16 protein-coding genes are annotated in these 19,636 nt (G+C 43.5%); 9 read left to right on the forward strand and 7 right to left on the reverse strand.

What is annotated here, in order from left to right:
* The first annotated feature begins 3 nt into the window (after positions 1–3).
* The 6 genes from rpsA (at position 4) to A3774_RS12190 (ending at position 4,683) form a co-directional block, all read left to right on the forward strand.
* Positions 4–1,716, forward strand: a complete 1,713-nt coding sequence (rpsA, locus tag A3774_RS12165) for a 30S ribosomal protein S1 (protein WP_269454618.1) — start codon at positions 4–6, stop codon at positions 1,714–1,716.
* Positions 1,717–1,757: 41 nt separating this feature from the next.
* Positions 1,758–2,048: an integration host factor subunit beta gene (locus A3774_RS12170; protein ID WP_067867838.1), complete on the forward strand. Its 291-nt coding sequence runs from the start codon at positions 1,758–1,760 to the stop codon at positions 2,046–2,048.
* 19 nt (positions 2,049–2,067) lie between these two features.
* Positions 2,068–2,373: a LapA family protein gene (locus A3774_RS12175; protein ID WP_067867792.1), complete on the forward strand. Its 306-nt coding sequence runs from the start codon at positions 2,068–2,070 to the stop codon at positions 2,371–2,373.
* Positions 2,363–3,565, forward strand: a complete 1,203-nt coding sequence (lapB, locus tag A3774_RS12180; protein ID WP_067867795.1) for a lipopolysaccharide assembly protein LapB — start codon at positions 2,363–2,365, stop codon at positions 3,563–3,565. The genes A3774_RS12175 and lapB overlap by 11 nt, the downstream gene beginning before the upstream one ends.
* 19 nt (positions 3,566–3,584) lie before the next feature.
* Positions 3,585–4,295: an orotidine-5'-phosphate decarboxylase gene (gene pyrF / locus A3774_RS12185; RefSeq protein WP_067867841.1), complete on the forward strand. Its 711-nt coding sequence runs from the start codon at positions 3,585–3,587 to the stop codon at positions 4,293–4,295.
* Positions 4,296–4,368: 73 nt separating this feature from the next.
* Positions 4,369–4,683 carry a ComEA family DNA-binding protein gene (locus A3774_RS12190; protein ID WP_075107967.1) on the forward strand — a complete coding sequence of 105 codons (315 nt, stop codon included), beginning with the start codon at positions 4,369–4,371 and terminating at the stop codon, positions 4,681–4,683.
* A 69-nt stretch (positions 4,684–4,752) separates the two neighbouring features.
* On the opposite strand, the gene A3774_RS12195 is transcribed toward A3774_RS12190, so the two are convergent.
* From A3774_RS12195 to A3774_RS12225, 7 genes are all read right to left on the reverse strand, one after another.
* Positions 4,753–5,658 (reverse strand): ROK family protein, encoded by a 906-nt coding sequence (locus tag A3774_RS12195; protein ID WP_197468067.1) that lies wholly within the window; start codon positions 5,656–5,658, stop codon positions 4,753–4,755.
* Between the two features lie 38 nt (positions 5,659–5,696).
* The gene (locus A3774_RS12200; protein WP_067867798.1) at positions 5,697–6,587 is read right to left on the reverse strand and encodes an AEC family transporter; all 891 of its coding nucleotides are present in this window, start codon (positions 6,585–6,587) and stop codon (positions 5,697–5,699) included.
* Positions 6,588–6,641: 54 nt separating this feature from the next.
* Positions 6,642–7,130 carry a universal stress protein gene (locus A3774_RS12205; RefSeq protein ID WP_067867802.1) on the reverse strand — a complete coding sequence of 163 codons (489 nt, stop codon included), beginning with the start codon at positions 7,128–7,130 and terminating at the stop codon, positions 6,642–6,644.
* 26 nt (positions 7,131–7,156) lie between these two features.
* Positions 7,157–10,030, reverse strand: coding sequence for an FAD-binding and (Fe-S)-binding domain-containing protein (locus A3774_RS12210; protein WP_067867804.1), 2,874 nt, complete (start codon positions 10,028–10,030; stop codon positions 7,157–7,159).
* A gap of 93 nt (positions 10,031–10,123) precedes the next feature.
* Positions 10,124–11,506: a TRAP transporter large permease gene (locus A3774_RS12215; RefSeq protein ID WP_067867807.1), complete on the reverse strand. Its 1,383-nt coding sequence runs from the start codon at positions 11,504–11,506 to the stop codon at positions 10,124–10,126.
* Entirely contained in the window at positions 11,506–12,033 is a 528-nt protein-coding gene (locus A3774_RS12220) for a TRAP transporter small permease subunit (protein ID WP_067867810.1), read from the reverse strand. The genes A3774_RS12215 and A3774_RS12220 overlap by 1 nt, the downstream gene beginning before the upstream one ends.
* A gap of 204 nt (positions 12,034–12,237) precedes the next feature.
* Positions 12,238–13,308, reverse strand: a complete 1,071-nt coding sequence (locus A3774_RS12225) for a TRAP transporter substrate-binding protein (protein ID WP_067867813.1) — start codon at positions 13,306–13,308, stop codon at positions 12,238–12,240.
* 356 nt (positions 13,309–13,664) lie between these two features.
* On the opposite strand from A3774_RS12225, the gene pdhR reads away from it, so the two are divergent.
* The 3 genes from pdhR to aceF all read left to right on the forward strand — a co-directional run bounded on the left by pdhR (position 13,665) and on the right by aceF (position 19,340).
* Positions 13,665–14,432 carry a pyruvate dehydrogenase complex transcriptional repressor PdhR gene (gene pdhR, locus A3774_RS12230; RefSeq protein ID WP_067867816.1) on the forward strand — a complete coding sequence of 256 codons (768 nt, stop codon included), beginning with the start codon at positions 13,665–13,667 and terminating at the stop codon, positions 14,430–14,432.
* Between the two features lie 251 nt (positions 14,433–14,683).
* Positions 14,684–17,341: a pyruvate dehydrogenase (acetyl-transferring), homodimeric type gene (gene aceE, locus A3774_RS12235; protein WP_231867982.1), complete on the forward strand. Its 2,658-nt coding sequence runs from the start codon at positions 14,684–14,686 to the stop codon at positions 17,339–17,341.
* A 43-nt stretch (positions 17,342–17,384) separates the two neighbouring features.
* Positions 17,385–19,340, forward strand: a complete 1,956-nt coding sequence (gene aceF, locus A3774_RS12240; protein ID WP_067867820.1) for a dihydrolipoyllysine-residue acetyltransferase — start codon at positions 17,385–17,387, stop codon at positions 19,338–19,340.
* Positions 19,341–19,636 lie beyond the last annotated feature (296 nt).

A 19,636-nucleotide genomic window follows, 5' to 3' on the forward strand; every position in this document is an offset into this window, starting at 1 on the left:
CGAATGCGGGATGAAATGGATATGAGCGAGAGCTTTGCTGAGCTATTTGAAGAGAGTCTTCAAGAGTTAGAAATGGCGCCTGGGGCTATAGTCACAGGTACAGTAATTGCTATTGAGGATGACTTTGTCATTGTCAACGCAGGGCTCAAATCTGAAGGTGTCATCCCGCGTAATCAATTTTTGGATGACAGTGGTAAACTGAGTGTTGAGATAGGCTCTGAAGTTAAAGTCGCCTTAGAGTCGATGGAAGATGGGTTTGGTGCAACTCAGCTTTCTCGAGAGAAAGCGAAACGTGCTGAAATCTGGCTTGAGCTTGAAAAGTCTTTCGAAAATGATGAGATCGTCCATGGTCGTATTACAGGCAAAGTTAGAGGTGGTTTCACTGTAGATGTCAACACGATTCATGCTTTTCTGCCCGGTTCGTTAGTAGATGTTCGTCCGTTAAGAGATACAAGTCATCTAGAATCCCAAGAGCTCGAATTTAAACTCGTTAAGCTTGATGTGAAACGAAACAATATTGTTGTTTCTCGTCGAGCAGTTCTTGAAGCGGCTTACAATATTGAGCGTGAAAAGTTACTTGCAAACATGGAAGAAGGGCAAGTCATTAAAGGTATTGTTAAAAACATTACTGATTATGGCGCTTTTATTGATTTAGGCGGAATCGACGGCCTATTACATATTACCGATATCGCTTGGAAGCGTGTTAGACATCCAAGTGAAACATTGACGGTTGGCCAAGAACTCGATGTTAAAGTCCTTCGCTTTGATAAAGAGAAAAGTCGTGTATCTCTTGGTTTAAAGCAGCTGACAGACGATCCGTGGACACAATTGATTTCCAATTATACGGTTGGAGCTCAAGTAAAAGCGCGCGTTACCAATCTGACCGATTACGGTTGTTTTGCTGAAATTGAAAATGGTATCGAAGGACTTATTCATGTTTCAGAGATGGATTGGACAAATAAAAATGTTCATCCATCAAAAATGGTTCAGGTTGGAGACGAAGTCGATGTGATGTTATTAGACATCGATAAAGAGAAGCGCCGTATATCACTGGGCATGAAGCAGTGTAAGAAAAGCCCTTGGTTAGCCTTCTCTGAAACCTATGCTAAAGGTGATCGCCTTAGCGGAAAAATTCGTTCTATTACCGATTTTGGTATATTTATCGGTCTTGATGGTGGTATTGATGGTCTTGTCCATCTTTCTGACATTACATGGGATGAAAACGATAAAGATGCAGTTAAGAGGTACAAGAAAGGGGATGAGGTTGAAGCCGTGGTTCTTTCGGTCGATTCTGAAAGAGAGCGGATTGCCTTGGGGATTAAGCAGTTAGATTCAGATCCTTTTAGAGATTTTACTGCAGATAAAGCAAAAGGCGCCGTTATTAAGGGCAAGGTTTCAGAAATAACAGATAAAGCCTTAGTGGTTACTTTAGCTGATGGAATCAACGCCGCAGTAAAAATTGCTGAAGTTTCCAGAGACAGAATTGAAAACCTCAATGATCACTACAAAGTGGGTGATGAGGTTGAAGCATTAATTACTAATATCGATAGTCGAAACCGTGTTATAGCGCTTTCGATTAAACAGTTAGAAATAAAGCAAGAAAAGAAAGCGCTAGATAACGTTAGTCAGCAAACTGAAACTCGGATATCTGGTCCGACTACAATTGGTGACTTGATTAAAGCACAGATGAATAAAGTCGACTCAGACCCAGAGTGAATTCCGGTTTACGAGAAGATCAAAGGATCGAGGAATATGATATGACTAAATCTGAACTGATAGAAATCCTTGTGGATCGCCATGATCAATTGTCAGTAAAAGATATTGAGCTGTCTGTAAAAACAATGCTTGATCATATGACAGAATCTTTGTCTCAGGGTGATCGTATTGAAATAAGAGGCTTTGGAAGTTTCTCACTGCATTATCGTGCACCAAGAACAGGGCGTAACCCTAAAACGGGTGAATCTGTATCACTGGACGCAAAGTATGTCCCGCACTTTAAGCCAGGTAAGGAGCTTAGAGAGCAAGTAAATGATTCAATTCAAAAATAGTTACTGAGGTTGTTTGACCGTGCGTTTTTTAAAAACCATAGTTTTTGTGTTGCTCTGTTTGGCTGTTCTGCTTATTGGGATTATGTTTACTATCCACAATACGGAAAAAGTTGTAATTGATTTGGTCTTTTTCCAACTGCCAGAAGCCAGCTTGTCGCTGTGGTTAATTGCAACATTTTTGATGGGTGGTTTTATAGGCATAATGTTAAGCGTAATGACTGTTTGGATGTTAAAAACCCGATTAGGTTCCGCTCGCCGTAAGATTGCAACGACTCAGAAAGAGCTAGATCAGCTGAGAGTTTCTAACCTAAAAGATGTCGTTTAATTTAGATACTCTAATTGGCAACTACCTTTTTATAATCCCGTTAGTTGTTGCCATCGCTATTGGCTGGTTTCTTGGTAGAAGAGAGCGCAGAAGTAAAGTCTCATGTTCGCAAACTAGCCTAAGTAGCGAATATTTTACTGGGCTGGATTACCTACTGAATGAAAAAGTGGATGAGGCGATTGAGAGCTTCATCCGTGCTCTTGAAATCAATTCAGATACAATTCCTGCGCATCTCTCCCTCGCTAAGTTATTTCGTCGTAAAGGTGATGTGGATCGTGCTATTCAGATCCATCAGAAGCTACTAGCGCGTCCAGATTTAACACGATCAGATTTTATGCGTATTCAGATGGCGTTAGCGCGTGATTATTATGCGGTAGGGTTGTTAGATAGGGCAGAAAACTTATTGGAAGAGATCATAAAATCGGGCTCATCTAAAAGTATTCAACATAATGCTCTACGTTTAGTGATAAAGCTCTATGAGAAAGAGGGCGAATGGGAGCAAGCGCTGAAAGCGGCGCAAAAGCTTGATCCAGAAGAAAGGCGAAGTATTTCCACTGAGTTAGCTCACTATTGCTGTGAATTAGCAGAGCAGGCTATTACAGAGAGAAAACAGGCTTTATCGATCAGTTACTTAAAACGGGCAGAACAGTTTGAAACGGGTAATGTTCGGGTCTGTTTTATGCAAGCTCGTGTAGCAATGGCTGCAGGCCAATGGAAAGTAGCTATCAAGCAACTGAAATCAATCTCCAAGCTAGATAAACTTTTTGTTTCTGAAGCTATTCCGCTTTTAAGTGAATGTTACAGCCACGTAAATGGACAGCGTGAATATACAGAATACTTACGCACCTGTTTAGCTCAAGCTCCTTCAACTACTGTGATTATTGCCTTGGCGGAGCAGATACGTGCTGATCGGGGTATCTATGCTGCAGGTAGCTTTATTACTGAAGAATTAAAACGCCGTCCCTCTATAAAAGGATTTAATAGTTTAATCGATCTTCATATAGAATACGGTTCTGAAAGTGCGAGAGATAGCTTAACGGTTTTGCGTGGTTTGACGGGGCAGTTGGAGCTATCTAAACCGGTTTACCGTTGTAATAGTTGTGGCTTTTCTGGGCGTTCACTGCTTTGGCAGTGCCCCTCCTGTAAAAGCTGGGGTACAACCAAGCCTATTCAGGGTCTCGAAGGCGAATAATAGAATTTAGAGAATGCATATGTCAGTAGATAAAAAACGAGTAATCGTTGCGTTAGATTATCCAAATCAACAGCAAGCCTTAGCTATGGCAAAACAGCTTGATCCTCAACGCTGTCGAGTCAAAGTAGGTAAAGAGCTGTTTACGCGTTGCGGCCCTGCTATTGTTGAAGCACTACAGGCACAAGGCTTTGAAGTCTTTTTAGATCTTAAGTTTCATGATATTCCAAATACCACAGCCAAAGCGGTTAGAGCAGCGGCAGAACTAGGTGTTTGGATGGTTAATGTACATGCTTCTGGTGGTCGTAAGATGATGGAAGCTGCCAGAAATGAGCTTGAACAGGTGAATGGTACTAACACTCTGTTAATTGCAGTAACTATTTTGACTAGTATGGAACGCTCGGATCTGCAAGAAATTGGATTAGATACAGATCCATTAGAGCAGGTTAAGAGACTAGCCGCTTTAACAGAAAAGAGTGGTTTACATGGGGTTGTTTGCTCTGCACAAGAAGTACAGCCATTACGCCAAATTATAAGCTCAGATTTTAAATTAGTGACTCCAGGGATTAGGCCTGCGGATGCAGAGATAGGCGATCAAAAGCGCATCATGACGCCTTCAGACGCTATTCAAGCGGGAAGTGACTATCTAGTCATAGGACGACCTATCACTAAGGCTGAATCCCCTATAGAGTCTTTGGCGCGTATAGATGCAGAGTTAGCACCGTTGATTTAAGGCTTTAAGCAAGCTATAAATAAGGTCTGACTAAGGATAGTCAGACTAATATCGAACTAAAAAGGATTTTACAATGAAATATACTACCCTGAAAAACTCAGTTTTGAGCCCTATCCGTGCGCTATTTATAGCGGCCATCTGTGCCTTCTCTTTTTCAGCTTTTGCTGCCCCCGTTGATATTAATACAGCTTCGGCAGAGCAAATATCTGAGTCTCTGGCAGGTGTGGGTCCAGCAAAAGCTCAAGCGATTATTGCTTACCGTACAGCCAATGGACCATTTCTGACAGCGGATCAATTGAGCGAAGTGAAAGGGATTGGACCGGCGACAGTAGAGAAAAATCGTGCTTCGATTCTAATCTCTAAGCCTGAAAATAAGGCGAAGAAATAGCTTTTGTGCCTGCGAATAAGTTCAGTGTGGTGATACATAAAAAGACCATAGTGCATTTTTTCGCAGGCGTTATAGCCAAGCAGCGCCACGTACACCGCTAGAGTCACCATATTTAGCTTTTACTATGGGGGTTAACGCTTTAGTTGGGATTGTACTAGCCGAGAATATATATTTTATTAATCGGTCTGGGACTTGTTCATAGATCTCATCGATATTCGAAAGCCCACCACCAAGTACGATCACCTCAGGATCAAGAATATTTATAATGGAAGCTAAGGCTTTACTTAGCTGCTCTAAATATAGATTACAGTAATGTTGACTCTCGATATCTCCATGTCTTGCTTGTGCCCATATTTGCTCAGCACTGAGTTTTGCATTAGCTGGAAAATGGGATGAGAATCCAGGTCCAGATAGAAAGGTTTCAATACAATCTTGTTTACCGCAGTAACAAATGCGCTCTGGATAGTCAGAGTTGTCTAGCCACGGAAGAGGGTTGTGCCCCCACTCGCCACATATCCTATTGGGGCCACTGAGAAGATTCTTATTGATAACAATACCTGCACCTACTCCAGTGCCTAAGATAATACCAAAAACACTTTTGTAGCCTGCGGCACTTCCATCAATAGCTTCAGAAAGTGCAAAGCAATCGGCATCGTTGGCGATATGAATTGGGCGATTTAGTCGTTCTTCTAGATCAGCATCCAATCTTTTATCAATAAGACAGGTTGAGTTGGCGTTTTTGATTAGCCCCGTTGTAGGTGAGAGAGTGCCAGGTATACCAATACCTATATGCTCAGCTCTTTTTTTACAGGCCTGCTCTGCAGTGTTAACTAACATAGCGATGCTATTTAAGGTCGCGTGGTAATCACCTTGAGGTGTTTGAGTGCGCTGGCGGAATAAGGTTTCCCCCTGTTCGCTAATAGCGATGGCCTCTATTTTCGTCCCACCTAGATCAATCCCAATTTTTATACTCATAACACGCTTTTTATCGGATGCTGTTCATCAGATAGGTCTTATAGCACAAAGGCCAGCGTTAATGGTAGAAAGAGTAAACTGCCGATATTGCCTATGAGTACAATGGATGCGACCTGTTCAGGTTCCTGATTGTAGCGTTCGGCGATCATGTAGTTGAGTACCGCCGGAGGGAGCGCGCCAAATACAACTAAATAAGCAAACTGCTCACTGTTAAGTTGCATAAAATATTGGCAAGCTAAGGCTAATAAAATGCCGCTGGCGGGACATAAAATGGCGCTATAAGTCCCTATTCTCCAGTTTTTTAGATCGACGCTTGTCATGCGAACGCCTAAAGCAAAGAGCATCAATGGGATCGCAATCTGACCTAACATCTCGATAAACGTTGCAGCCGCTTGGGGAACAGATAAATCAAAACCACTCCAGACTAAGCCAAGAATCGTGGCTGCAATCATTGGCATCTTTAGCAAGCTGATTAAGCGAGTTTTGTGATCTAAGATGTAGATGCCCACCGTAAAATGCAGCAGGTTTTCCACTAGGAAAAGGACTACAGCGGCGGAGAGAGCATCTTCCCCAAACGCAAGTACCATCAGTGGTATACCTAAATTGCCACTATTACTAAACATATTTGGCGGGATAAAGGTTTTGGGGTGAACCCCTAATAACTTACAGAAAGGGAATAGCAAAATACCGGAGCCAATGACAATGATAGCCGCACAGATAGCGAGATCTTGGAATTGGACTAAATCAAAGGATTCTGCAGAGAGTACAGAGAAAATTAGCGCTGGTACAAATACATCGATATTGACCTGATTAGCTGTGGTCATATCAATTTTATAGCGTCGAGCATAGTAAAACCCCACAGTGACAATCGCCACTAGTGGGAAAACGGTTAGAAATATCCGCTCAAGTAAAAGACTTTGTGTATCCACTGTACTGCTTCCTTCTTAAATATCACTAAGCCTTTTACAGAGCTTTGATGTGCCTTATTCGAAATTTTTACCCGTCGGTACAACCATTACAGGTACTTTGGCGTTACGAATAACTTGCTGGCTGGTATTGCTGTGATGGCCAAAGCGGTTTTCAGCCCCTAAGATAATCATGTCAGCATTGACGGCCGTAGCTGCTTTGACAATTGCATCAGCTTGATTGCCTTCTGCAACTTTGTGCTCAACATCTAATACGACCGGTTCTTCTAAACTCTGTAACTCGTCAATAAAGAACTTTTCTACACGGGCTTTCATGGTTTCATGTATTGCTTCGATTCCTTCATCATGCATTTTCTTGATAACGTCTTCAGTTACATAATGTTGAATCAGAGCGTGGCCCATTTCACCCATAGGTTCAACGACGTGTAGCATAATGATCTTTGCATTGTTGAGATTTGCTTGTTTAACCGCCTGGCGAAAAATTGGACGAGTATGTTTGCCTAAAGAGGTCGCGTAAAGAATCGTATCAATTTGTGGGAGTGCCATCTTCTATATCCTCTATTAAAAGCAGATTATAACGGTTGAACCGAGATCTGTGAGTTTTCGGGATTACTATTATCGTTTACCTGTTTTGGTTGGCTGCAACGATCAAGTAAATAAACAATAGATTTGTAATCAATTCCACTGTGATGGGTTAAGCCAATTTCACAGGTACGGCTAGTTGAATAGCCAGTCGAACATGTTTTTACTTGGTCTTTTAACGTCCGTAAGGACGAGGCGTTTAATTCTGGTGTACTAAAGCCCTTATCACCAGCAAAGCCACAACAAGTGATCTGATCAGGAATCACTACATTGCTTGAGCACTTATTGATAATACGTTTAATCTTGTCAGCTTGTCCCATACGTGTAGCACTACAGGTGATATGCAAAGCAATCTGTTCAGCTGTTGGAGTGACGACTAAGCGATCCAATACAAACTGATCGATAAAGTCGATGCTATCATAGAGCTTAATTTTAGCATCCATATTTTCTTGTAAACGAAGGCTGCAAGGACTTGTGTCAGAATACACAGGAATTCTACCTTGATCAGTACATTCCAATAAAAAGCGTTCGGTCTCATTAGCTTTGTAATCTGCTGCTTCGAACATGCCTTTTGATTGGAAGGGCATACCACAGCATAGATTATCAAGACCTTTAGGGATAATGACTTGGAATCCTGCTTTCCTTAAAAGTTGAAGCGTTTTATCTGCTAGCGGGGTTTGATCTTCTTCACCGCGGGATGGCGCCATAGTACGACTTGCACAGCTCGGTAAATAGACAACCTCAGGACCTGTTTCATTAGCTTTTGGTTGGTATGCCTTCACTTTAGGTGCCGCTTTTGGCATGGAAGGTGTCCACTGCTGAACAAGGCCGCCTGTTATTTTACGTGCGCCACCTGTAACTGCACTCATGGCCTTAGTGCCTATTACTCCGTGCGTTATATCTGCGATTTTAAAAGTAGCACGTGTAGCTGTTGTTAACCCGCCATAGTGTTTAGCTAACCATTGGGCAAGTTGGGTATGATTCTCGTTTTTACGGCTGCGAATAGAGCGGGTAAGATCGCCTGTATTGATGCCAACAGGGCAAGTTGTTGAGCATAAACCGCAAGCTGCACAGGTATCAGTTCCTTGATACTGATACTCTTTTCTTAAAGTTGCCAGCCGTTCAGGATCATCCCCGCTTTTCTCTAAACGAGCAATCTCGCGCCACAGTACTATACGTTGACGTGGTGTTAACGTTAATGCGCGGGATGGGCAGGTAGGCTCACAAAAACCACACTCTATACACTTATCCACAAGTTCATCGGCAGCGGGTAAAGATTTCAAATTCTCTAAATGAACATGATTGTTTTTATTAAGAATAACGCCAGGGTTTAAGATGCTACGAGGATCGAAGAGTTCTTTTAACTCCCACATAAGTCGGTAAGCATCTGCACCCCATTCCATCTCTACATAAGGGGCCATATTACGGCCTGTACCATGCTCAGCTTTAAGTGACCCGTTGTATTTATGTACAACAAGTTTGCATACTTCGTCCATTAACCCGTCATAGCGATCGATCTCATCTTGGGTATCAAAGGACTGGGTAAACACGAAATGTAAATTACCTTCTAAGGCATGACCAAAGATCAGTGCTTCACTATAGTTCCACTTAATAAACAGTTGGTGTAGATCATGAACCGCATCAGCAAGTTGCTCAACGGGGAAGGCTACATCCTCAATAATAACGGTTGTGCCGGTAAGTCTAACGGCGCCCACCGCTGGGAATAAGCCTTTACGTATTGCCCAAAACTGCGCATTAACTGCAGGGTCTGTTGAAAACTCAATAGGCTTAGTTGTTTCCAAGCTAGAGATTGATTCACTGATTTCAGTTACTTGCTGCTGAAGTGTGTCAGCATCTGCTGCGCGGGTTTCAACTAAAAGGGCCGCTGCGTCATTAGGAAGCTCTTTGATAAAAGGTGGCATTCCTGCTTTATTTTCTATAGATCGAAGGCCGGCACGATCCATCAGCTCTACAGCTGAAACGGGTGTTTTCTTGAGTATAGCTACAGCTTCGCAAGTCGTACGTACGGTATTGAAGAAGATGAGCGCAGTGGCTTTATTTTCATGCTCATCCACTGTGTTGTAAGTGATGTTTGAGATAAAGCCCAATGTCCCCTCTGAACCTATCATCAGGTGTTGCAATATATCAATGGGATCTTCGTAATCAACTAATGAATTTAAGGCATAACCTGTCGTATTTTTTAAACGATACTTATGCTCAATACGCTCGCGTAACTCATCATTGGTACGTGTTTGTTGGGCTAAACAATCCAGAGAATCTAGTAGCACATGATGTGAACGGCGAAAACTTTTGATACTTTCTTGGTCAGCAGTATCGAGAACAGAACCATCGGCCAGAACTAAACGCATACTGTTTAGAGTGCGATAGCTATTTTGGGCGGTGCCGCAGCACATACCGCTGGCATTGTTCGCCGCGATACCACCTATTTTAGCGGTGTTGATTGAAGCAGGATCAGGACCGATCTTTTTATTGAGAGGCGCCAAGTATTTATTGGCATTGCCACCAATAACACCCGGTTGAAGTTTGATGGTGCAGCCATCATCGCTGATCTCATAGTTATCCCAGCCATCGCCTAGTTGAACCAGTACGGAATCAGTAATCGCTTGGCCGGATAGACTTGTTCCTGCTGCGCGGAAGGTGACAGGGATGGTGTGCCGATCAGCTAGCTTTACTATTTTAATGATCTCTTCTTCATCACTAGCACGCACGACAATCTGCGGAATTAAACGATAGAAACTAGCATCCGTGCCATAGGCTAGGGTGCGAAGAGGGTCAGTAATCAGGCGCGTTTCGGGGATAAACTCCCGAAGTGCATTATAGAAATCCTGATGGCCCTGTTGCATTGTTCATACCTCACTTACTTATGAAGAAAAAATAGTCTTATTTAAAAAAGGGGCTCGCTATATCGTTTAAATATAGAGCCCCAGCGCTACTCGTTAGTTATAGGCGATGGTCGGTAACCACAGCACCAGTTGAGGCCAGAAAACCAACACTAATAGGGCAACTAACTGAATGCAGATAAACGGGATCACCCCTTTATAAATATCAGTAATCTTTACATTCGGAGGACAAACGCCTTTTAAATAGAAGAGGGCGAACCCAACGGGAGGGGTTAAGAACGATGTTTGCAAGGCCATGGCGACGAGCATGACAAACCAAACTAGTTCTGGGTTATCTATGCCCGGTGCTGATATATCGAGCCCGAGAGCTGAGATTACAGGGGCTAATAAGGGCAAGATGATAAGAGTGATCTCAATCCAGTCCAAGAAGAAGCCAAGTAAAAAGATAACACCAAGAATAAAGAAGATAATCCCATAAGGACCAAAAGGCAGGCCGGTTAGGAAGGATTCGATCATCTCGTCGCCGCCTAACTCACGAAGTACAAGAGCGAAACAAGTTGCACCGATAAAAATGGCAAAGATATATGCCGTTGTATTCATTGTGCCGCCAATTACCTCTTTAAGCACAGGAATACTAAAGCGTCTGTTATATATAGCGAGTAACGTAGCGCCAAATGCACCCACACCGGAGGCTTCTGTCGGGGTTGCAATACCCGCAAAGATGGAGCCGAGTACCACGACAATTAAAGCGACTGTAGGCAATACATCTTTTAATACATTGAAAATAATAGCGGGGGTAACGGGTTTAGCATCATCCGGTACAGGCAGGTCTTCAGGTCTTAACTTGCCGCGAATTAAAATGTAGAGGATATAGAACATACCTAGCATAAGGCCGGGAAACACCGCACCCATAAATAGGTCGCCGACCGACAAACCTAATTGATCGGCCATAATTACCAGCATGATACTTGGTGGAATCAAAATACCTAAAGTACCAGCTGAGGCAATTGTGCCTAAAGCGAGAGGCATGTTATAGCCTTGCTTTGTCATAGCGGGTAATGACATTACAGCGAGAAGTACGACTGAGGCCCCAATAATACCGGTAGAGGCGGCTAGAATAATACCAATTGCTGTCACGGTAATAGCTAAACCACCATGTACACGTCCAAATAGCTCCTGCATAGACTTCATCAGGCGTTCGGCGATACCTGATTTATCCAGCATTATCCCCATAAATATAAACATGGGGAGTGCGACCAATATCCAGTTTTCCATAATGGTCCATAAGCGATTCACCACCAGTCCAAGGGTGGTGTAATCAAGACCGGTCATAGTATCTAGATTGTTATCTGCAAATTGGCCTAAAAAAGCGAAAGCAATACCTATACCGCCTAAAACCCAGGCAACGGGTATGCCTGTGAAGAGTAGAGCGATGAAAGATAGGAACATCGCGATAACGAGAATCTCATTCGCATCCATCAGTCGTCACCTTTAATTAATAAAGTAATATCTCGAATAAAACGCGAGATAACGGCTAGCCCAAGTAGTCCGAAGCTTAATGGGATGACGCTTTTTATTAACCAGCGCCATGGTAAGCCAGAAGAAGCTTCTGAGGATTCATTAACACGCCATGCTTCGGCAACAAAATCTAGGCTATGTAGAAAAATGACAATAATGAACGGCAGCACAAGCGTAACAATGCTCACTACTTCGATAATGCGTTTTGTGCGAACACGTAAGCGTGCATAAAACAGGTCTACGCGAATATGGGAATTTGTTGTTTGGGCATAAGATAATCCAAACATTACGCCAATAGAATAGAGATGCCATTGCAGCTCTTCTAAAGCGATTAAGCCGCTAGAAAAACCTTTGCGTAAAGTAACTTGGAGTATGATGACCAATACTAGAAGGACATAAGTCCAAGCAATGGTTTGACCTATTCGCTGAATGAATTTATCAATTGCATCCGCGAGTGGTACTCGGGGCAGTGTATCGTTTTCAGTCACTGAAACGTACCTTTTTTGTTCATCATCAAGTCTATGTCGTATCGTGCACATACAACAGAATTGATTTATTTATAGTTATAAAAATATTCTATGGATAGATTAAAGCGCCACACTAGATAGGTTCTTTTCTCTCCAAAGAATAAACAGGGTAGCCCTCGCTACCCTGTGCTTCAGAAATCTAGACGCTTCCGAAGTTATGTTGCATTACTTAGTTGCACGAGGTAGGAATGCATTCGCTTCCCAAAGGTCATAACCTTTACGGAATGTACTCAGGTCATCCCAAACTTTTTTGAAGAATGGATCTTCAGCCGATTTTTCAGCAGCGACTTCATCCCATGTGGTTTTGAAGGTGCTTAGCATAGTTTCATTCCAGTAACGGATATGAACGCCATTTTCTTTCGCTTTTTCCATTACAGGGAACTGCATCGCTTCACCTTCAGCGATAGAGTTAGTGATTGACGCTTTACAAGTTGTATCCAGCAGCGCCTGTTGGCCTTTGCTCATGCCGTTCCAAGTGTCTTTGTTAATTAACAGCTCGAAAATAGTGGCTTGTTGGTGCCAGCCTGGGAAGTAGTTGTACTTAACAATCTTGTGGAAGCCTAAACGCTGATCAATAGCCGGTTGAGAGAACTCAGATGCATCGATTGCACCTTTCTCTAATGCACCAAAGATCTCACCGCCAGGCAGCTGCACTGTACCTACCCCTAATTTCTCCATAACGGACGCGCCTAGGCCGAAGAAGCGCATATTTAGACCTTTAAGGTCTTCTGGTTTCTCAATAGGTTTCGCAAACCAGCCTGATGTTTCAGGAGAGATAATGGCACATGGCATTACTTTTACGTTATAGCCGGCAGTGTCATACATCTCTTGGTACAAGGTCATGCCGTTACCGTAGTACAACCATGCCATATATTCGCCAGCTTCAGGACCGAAAGGAACTGCGGAGAAAAGTGCTGCGGCTGGAATTTTACCCTGCCAATAACCTGCTGTTGCGTAACCGGAGTTCACTTTACCTGAAGATACCGCATCTAGAATCTCTTTTGGGCTAACTAGTTTGCTTGGTTCGTAGATCTTCATTCTCATGTTGCCATCGCTTACAAGCTTTAGCTGATTAGCAACCCAAACAATAGGTGTTCCTAAAGCGGGTAGGTGAGAGCCGAAAGCGATAGGAGTTTTAAGAAGTAGTTTATCAGCGGCCTGTACAGGGGCTGATACGCTTGCCACAGCAGCTGTAAGCACGGCAGCGGAGATTAAAGATTTGGCGAACTTTTTCATGTTACATCCTCTAGAGATTTATTTTTTATAGTTAGAGTGTTGTTGCTGGCAGTGATGATTTCCGTAGATGGGAATGTATGCTGCACCGCACTAATCTCGATTGGTATTACCAATTTACCATAAGAGACTTCCTACTGTATTTTTTTTGAGCAGTAGCTGTCAATCTATTTTTTAGTTTTAGCGACTATAGTCTAGATTCATTAAACAATAATAATTCTGTGTATTGCTTGAAATCTGGCGTATGTTTGAACTACTTTTGAGTGGATTTAAAAATAAAAAACAACAGGGCTTGTTTTGCGCCATTGGAATAATTTAGTATTGATATTGGTCATACCAATATTATTTGAGTGGAAAATATGAGTTACAGTCGGGTTAAACAGCCTAAAATTTCTGATGTCATAATGGGGCAAATGGAGACTATGATTCTGGAAGGGATTCTGAAGCCTGGACAGAAATTACCTCCTGAAAGAGAGTTAGCAAAACAGTTTGAAGTATCACGTCCTTCTCTGCGGGAAGCGGTGCAAAAATTAGCAGCTAAGGGACTTTTGATCAGTCGTCAGGGGGGAGGGACCTATGTGTCTGAAGATTTAGGTGGATCTTTTTCCGATCCTCTACTAGAACTATTTAGGACCCATCCTGAAGCTCAGTATGATCTTTTAGAGTTTCGTCATGCATTGGAAGGGGTTGCTGCTTATTACGCTGCTCTGAGAAGCACGCCTGCAGATAAAGAGGCTATTTTGAAAGCCTACGCTGATTTGCAGCATTATCACGACAGCAAAGAGATTCAAAAAGAGGTGTACGCAGATGTTGATTTTCACTTGGTTATAGCGGCCTCGACACACAATATGGTTTTGCTGCATATGATGCGAGCGCTATTTAGTCTGCTTCGTGAGCATATTTGGGATAATTTAAAGAATATTTATCCGCACTCAGAATATCGAGAAAAGATACATGATCAGCATAAAGTTCTTATGGACGCTATTTTGGATGGTGATCCAGAGAAAGCACGCCAAGCGGCTCATCATCATTTAGCCTATGTTGAAGATGCATTACTTGAGGGTGAGCGTGAAAATACACGTTTAGAGAGAGCGTTGCGGCGAGCGAATATTAGCACAGGCTTATAATTGTACTAAAATTACAAAGTCTTTTGACTTAGGTTGTCTTTTTTACTACTTAAGCAGTAAAAGTTCTCGGTAACTAGATTCTCTATTAATATTTATGTAGTATTACTACAAGATAATTACTATAAGGCTTGTCCTGTGGTCTTTTTGTGCTTTCAAAGGTAAGCGAGGCAGCAGGCAAAAAGCTATAACAACAAAAGGGATCACTTAGATCCCTTATGTACGTTGCGTTAACTTAGAGTGGAGAGGTCAAAGTGCAAGACATTATTGATGACGTTGATCCAATTGAAACACAAGAATGGTTGGATGCGCTTGAATCTGTTGCCAAGAATGATGGTGATGATCGCGCAAAATATATTTTAAGAAAGTTAGGTGAAAAAGCGAATGACATAGGTGTTGATTCCTCCTGTGTGTTGACAACGCCTTACCGCAATACAATTTCGGTGAAAGATGAGGCACGTATGCCTGGCGATCTATTTATGGAACGCCGCATCCGCTCATTTATCCGTTGGAACGCAATGGCAATGGTTATGCGTGCTAACGATAATGATGATGGCCTAGGTGGTCATATCTCCTCTTTCTCCTCCTCTGCAACACTTTACGATATCGGTTTTAACTATTTTTTCCGTGGAAATGAAGGTCAGGAATCTGACATGGTCTTTTTCCAAGGGCATATCTCTCCCGGTATCTACTCACGTGCTTACTTAGAAGGGCGTCTATCTGAAGAGCAGATGGATAACTACCGTCGTGAAGTTGATGGTCATGGTCTTTCTTCTTACCCTCATCCATGGTTAATGCCTGATTTTTGGCAGTTCCCAACGGTATCTATGGGTCTAGGTCCAATTCAAGCAATCTATCAAGCACATGTTATGCGCTACCTATCGGCACGTGATCTAATTGATCGCGGCGATCGCAAAGTATGGGCGTTCTTGGGTGATGGCGAGTGTGACGAGCCAGAATCTCTTGGTGCTATCTCTCTTGCGGGTCGTGAAGGGTTAGAAAATCTTATTTTTGTTGTGAACTGTAACTTGCAGCGCCTTGATGGGCCTGTACGTGGTAACGGTAAGATTGTTCAAGAGCTTGAAGGTATCTTCCACGGCGCAGGCTGGAATGTTATTAAGTGTCTTTGGGGTCGTCATTGGGACGCTCTTTTTGAGAAAGATACAAAAGGCTTACTGCAGAAACGCTTTGATGAAGTATGCGACGGTGAGTTGCAAAACTACAAAGCGAACGGCGGTGCTTACACTCGTGAACACTTCTTTGGTAAATATCCAGAGCTTCTTGAATTAGTCGCAGATCTATCTGATGACGACATCATGAACCTGAACCGTGGTGGTCATGACCCTTATAAAGTATTTGCTGCTTATAATGAAGCGGTCAATCACAAAGGTCAGCCAACGGTTATTCTGGCGCAGACTGTAAAAGGTTACGGCACAGGTAAATCAGGCCAAGCGAAAAACGATACTCACTCCTTGAAGAAAGTGGCTATCGATGACCTAAAAGATTTCCGTGATCGTTTTAACATTCCGTTGACAGATGAACAGTTGAAGGACGTTCCTTACTATCGTCCAGCACCTGATTCACCTGAAATGAAATACATGTTCGAACGCCGTGAAAGCTTAGGTGGTTTCTACCCAGTACGTCGTACTGAATTTGAAAAACTAGAAACACCACCATTAACAGACTTTGAAGGTCAGTTAAAAGACAGCGGTAAGCGTACAGCTTCCACCCAAATGGTACTTAACCGTGTAATGAGTACACTGGTTAAAGATAAAAAAATGGGTGAACGTGTTGTACCTATTGTGCCTGATGAAGCACGTACATTTGGTATGGAAGGTATGTTTCGTCAGTTAGGTATCTATACATCTGCTGGGCAACGTTATGTGCCACATGACTCTGATCAGATCATGTTTTATAAAGAATCTAAAACAGGTCAGATCTTAGAAGAAGGTATCAATGAGGCGGGTGCTATGTCTGCGTGGATGGCTGCGGCTACCTCTTACGCAAACAATAACTGCACAATGGTTCCGTTCTATATCTACTACTCTATGTTTGGTTTCCAGCGTGTTATGGACTTAGCATGGGCAGCGGGCGATATGCAGGCACGTGGCTTCTTGATCGGTGCTACTTCAGGCCGTACAACGCTAAACGGTGAAGGTCTACAGCATCAGGATGGTCACAGCCACCTAATGGCACAGATGATTCCAAACTGTAAATCTTACGATCCTACATACGGCTATGAACTGGCTGTTATTGTTCAGGACGGTATGCGTCGCATGTACCAGGAGCAGGAAAACCGCTTCTACTACATCACAACTATGAACGAAAACTACCACCACCCGGCCATGCCGCACGGTGCCGAAGAAGGCATCATCAAAGGCATGTATCTTCTTAAAGAAGGTAAAGACGCAGACAAACGCGTTCAGCTAATGGGTTGTGGCACGATCTTACGTGAAGTTGAAGCGGCGGCCGATATTCTGCGTGATGATTACGGTATCGAATCGGATATTTGGAGCACGACCTCTATCAATGAGTTGCGCCGCGAAGCGATGTCTGTTGCGCGTTGGAATATGTTAAATCCAGAATCTGAGCCTCAAAAAGCTTATGTGACTGAATGTATCGAAAGCCGAGGTGAAGGTCCGGTTATCGCATCGACTGACTATATGCGTAGTTATGCAGATCAGCTACGTGAATACATTCCACGTAACTTTAAAGTACTAGGGACTGATGGTTTTGGTCGTTCAGATACGCGTACTAAACTGCGTGAATTCTTTGAAGTTAACCGCTATTACGTTGTTGTTGCAGCGCTAAAAGCACTTCAAGAAGAGGGCAAGGTTGAAGGCGCTGAAGTCGCTAAAGCCATGCAGAAGTTCAACATTAACCCGGCTAAACCGGCACCGTGGACTGTTTAAGTCTACGTTGAACTTCTAACGGCTTAGAACTGGAGGATTTATCGTGAGTATTATCACAATTACAGTTCCTGACTTATCAGGCTCAACTGATGTTGATGTAGTCGAAGTGCTCGTTAGCGCTGGTGACACTATTAGCGAAGGCGACAGCTTGATTGTTCTGGAAACAGACAAAGCGTCAATGGAAGTACCCTCTACCCATAGTGGTACCGTGGTTTCCGTAAAAATTAATGTCGATGATCAAGTGAACGAGGGCGATGTACTGCTTGATCTCGATACAGGTGCGTCAGCGGAAGCAGCCCCTGTTGAAGCGGCAGCCCCTGCAGCCCCTGCACCGGTTGAATCGAGCCCAGCACCTGCGCCAGCAGCGCCGGTTGCGGCATCCGCAGTAGAAACAATCTTAGTGCCTGATCTATCCGGTGCAAACGATGTCGATGTTGTTGAAATCTTAGTGAAAGACGGCGACAGTGTTGAAGAGGGCGATAGCCTCATCGTACTAGAAACCGATAAAGCATCGATGGAAGTACCCGCACCTAAAGCTGGTGTGGTTGTTTCTATGAAGATCAAAGAAGGCGATACGGTTAACGAAGGTGATGTGCTGGCGGATCTTAGTGTAGGCGGCCAGCCTCAGGCTGAAGTTGCTCCTGCAGCTGCAGCGCCGACAGCCGAGTCTGCTCCTGTAGCTGCGGCACCCGCTCCAGCACCTGTAGCGGGCGGAAAAGAAGATGTCTTAGTGCCAGATCTATCCGGCGCTACTGATGTTGATGTTGTTGAAGTCCTTGTTAAGGATGGAGATACCGTTGCCGAAGGCGATAGCTTAATCGTACTAGAAACCGATAAAGCATCAATGGAAGTACCTGCACCTAAAGGCGGTGTGGTTATCTCCATGAAGATCAAAGATGGCGACACAGTTAATGAAGGCGATTTGCTACTTGAATTAGAAGTTGCAGGTTCAGCTGCTCCGGCACCCGCCGCTGCACCAGCACCAACGGCTTCTGCGCCAGCGGCCTCTGCTCCAGCAAAAGCAGCTCCGGCATCAGCACCCGTTGCAAATGTGAATAAAGCTGAGCTAGAGAAGAAAAACAAATCTGTACATGCAGGGCCTGCGGTACGAGCTATTGCTCGTGAGTTTGGTGTTGAACTTGCGTTGGTTTCTGGCTCTGGTCGCCGTGGTCGTGTCTTAAAAGAAGATGTCCAAGCTTATGTTAAGAGCGCGCTGAAACAGTTAGCTGAAAAGCCGAAAGGTGGTGCAGTTACAGGTGGTTCAGGTATTCCTGCAATTCCTGAAGTTGATTTCAGCAAGTTTGGTGAAGTTGAAGTAGAGAAGCTTAGCAAAATAGCTAAGATCACTCGCGACAACATGAGCCGCTGTTGGTTGAATATCCCCCATGTTACACAGTTCGACAAAGCGGATATCACTGATCTAGAAGCGTTCCGTAAAGAAATGAAAGATGAAGCGGCTAAATCAGGTGTGCGTTTAACACCACTGCCGTTCATGCTAAAAGCAATAGCAATTGCGCTTAAAGCTCATCCTAAATTCAACGCATCACTACATGCTGACGGCGAACATATTGTTTATAAAAAATATGTAAACATCGGTATGGCAGTGGATACACCAAATGGCTTGATGGTTCCTGTCATTAAAGATGCAGATAAGAAAAGCATCTACGAACTATCAACCGAAGCGATTGAGCTAGCAGGCAAAGCTAAAGATCGTAAGCTAAAACCCGCAGAGATGCAGGGTGCATGCTTCACAATCTCAAGCTTAGGTGGCATTGGTGGTACAGGCTTTACACCAATTGTTAACGCGCCTGAAGTAGCGATATTGGGTGTTTCTAAAGCGGATATCGAACCCCGTTGGAACGGTAAAGAGTTTGAACCACGTAAGATGCTGCCATTGTGCTTATCTTACGATCACCGTGCAATCAACGGCGGCGATGCAGGTAAATTCCTTACTTACCTAAACAGCTTACTTAGCGACATTCGTCGACTGGTTTTATAATCAGCGACTAAATCAATTTACCAATCCCTTGGCTCAACGCCTCTTCGGAGGTGCTTTTTTTCAAGGGGGTAGATACCGAACGGCGATTCTGTGCAGGAAGTCGCCGTTTTTTTATGCTTATAAAGCATCAAATCCTTCGGGCAATATGCTTCCTTGTTGGAGCTCACCTTTATGCCCTGAACGGGTATTAGCGCGAAGCATCGTGCCACAACCACATCTTGTAGATACTCTGTTAATGCTCAAGCTTTTTTTCACTGAAATTGAATAATTTATCAGAATCAAAAGCTTCGCATTGA

The sequence above is a fragment of the Neptuniibacter marinus genome, from assembly GCF_001597725.1.
GTDB classification, from domain to species: Bacteria; Pseudomonadota; Gammaproteobacteria; order Pseudomonadales; family Balneatricaceae; genus Neptuniibacter; species Neptuniibacter marinus.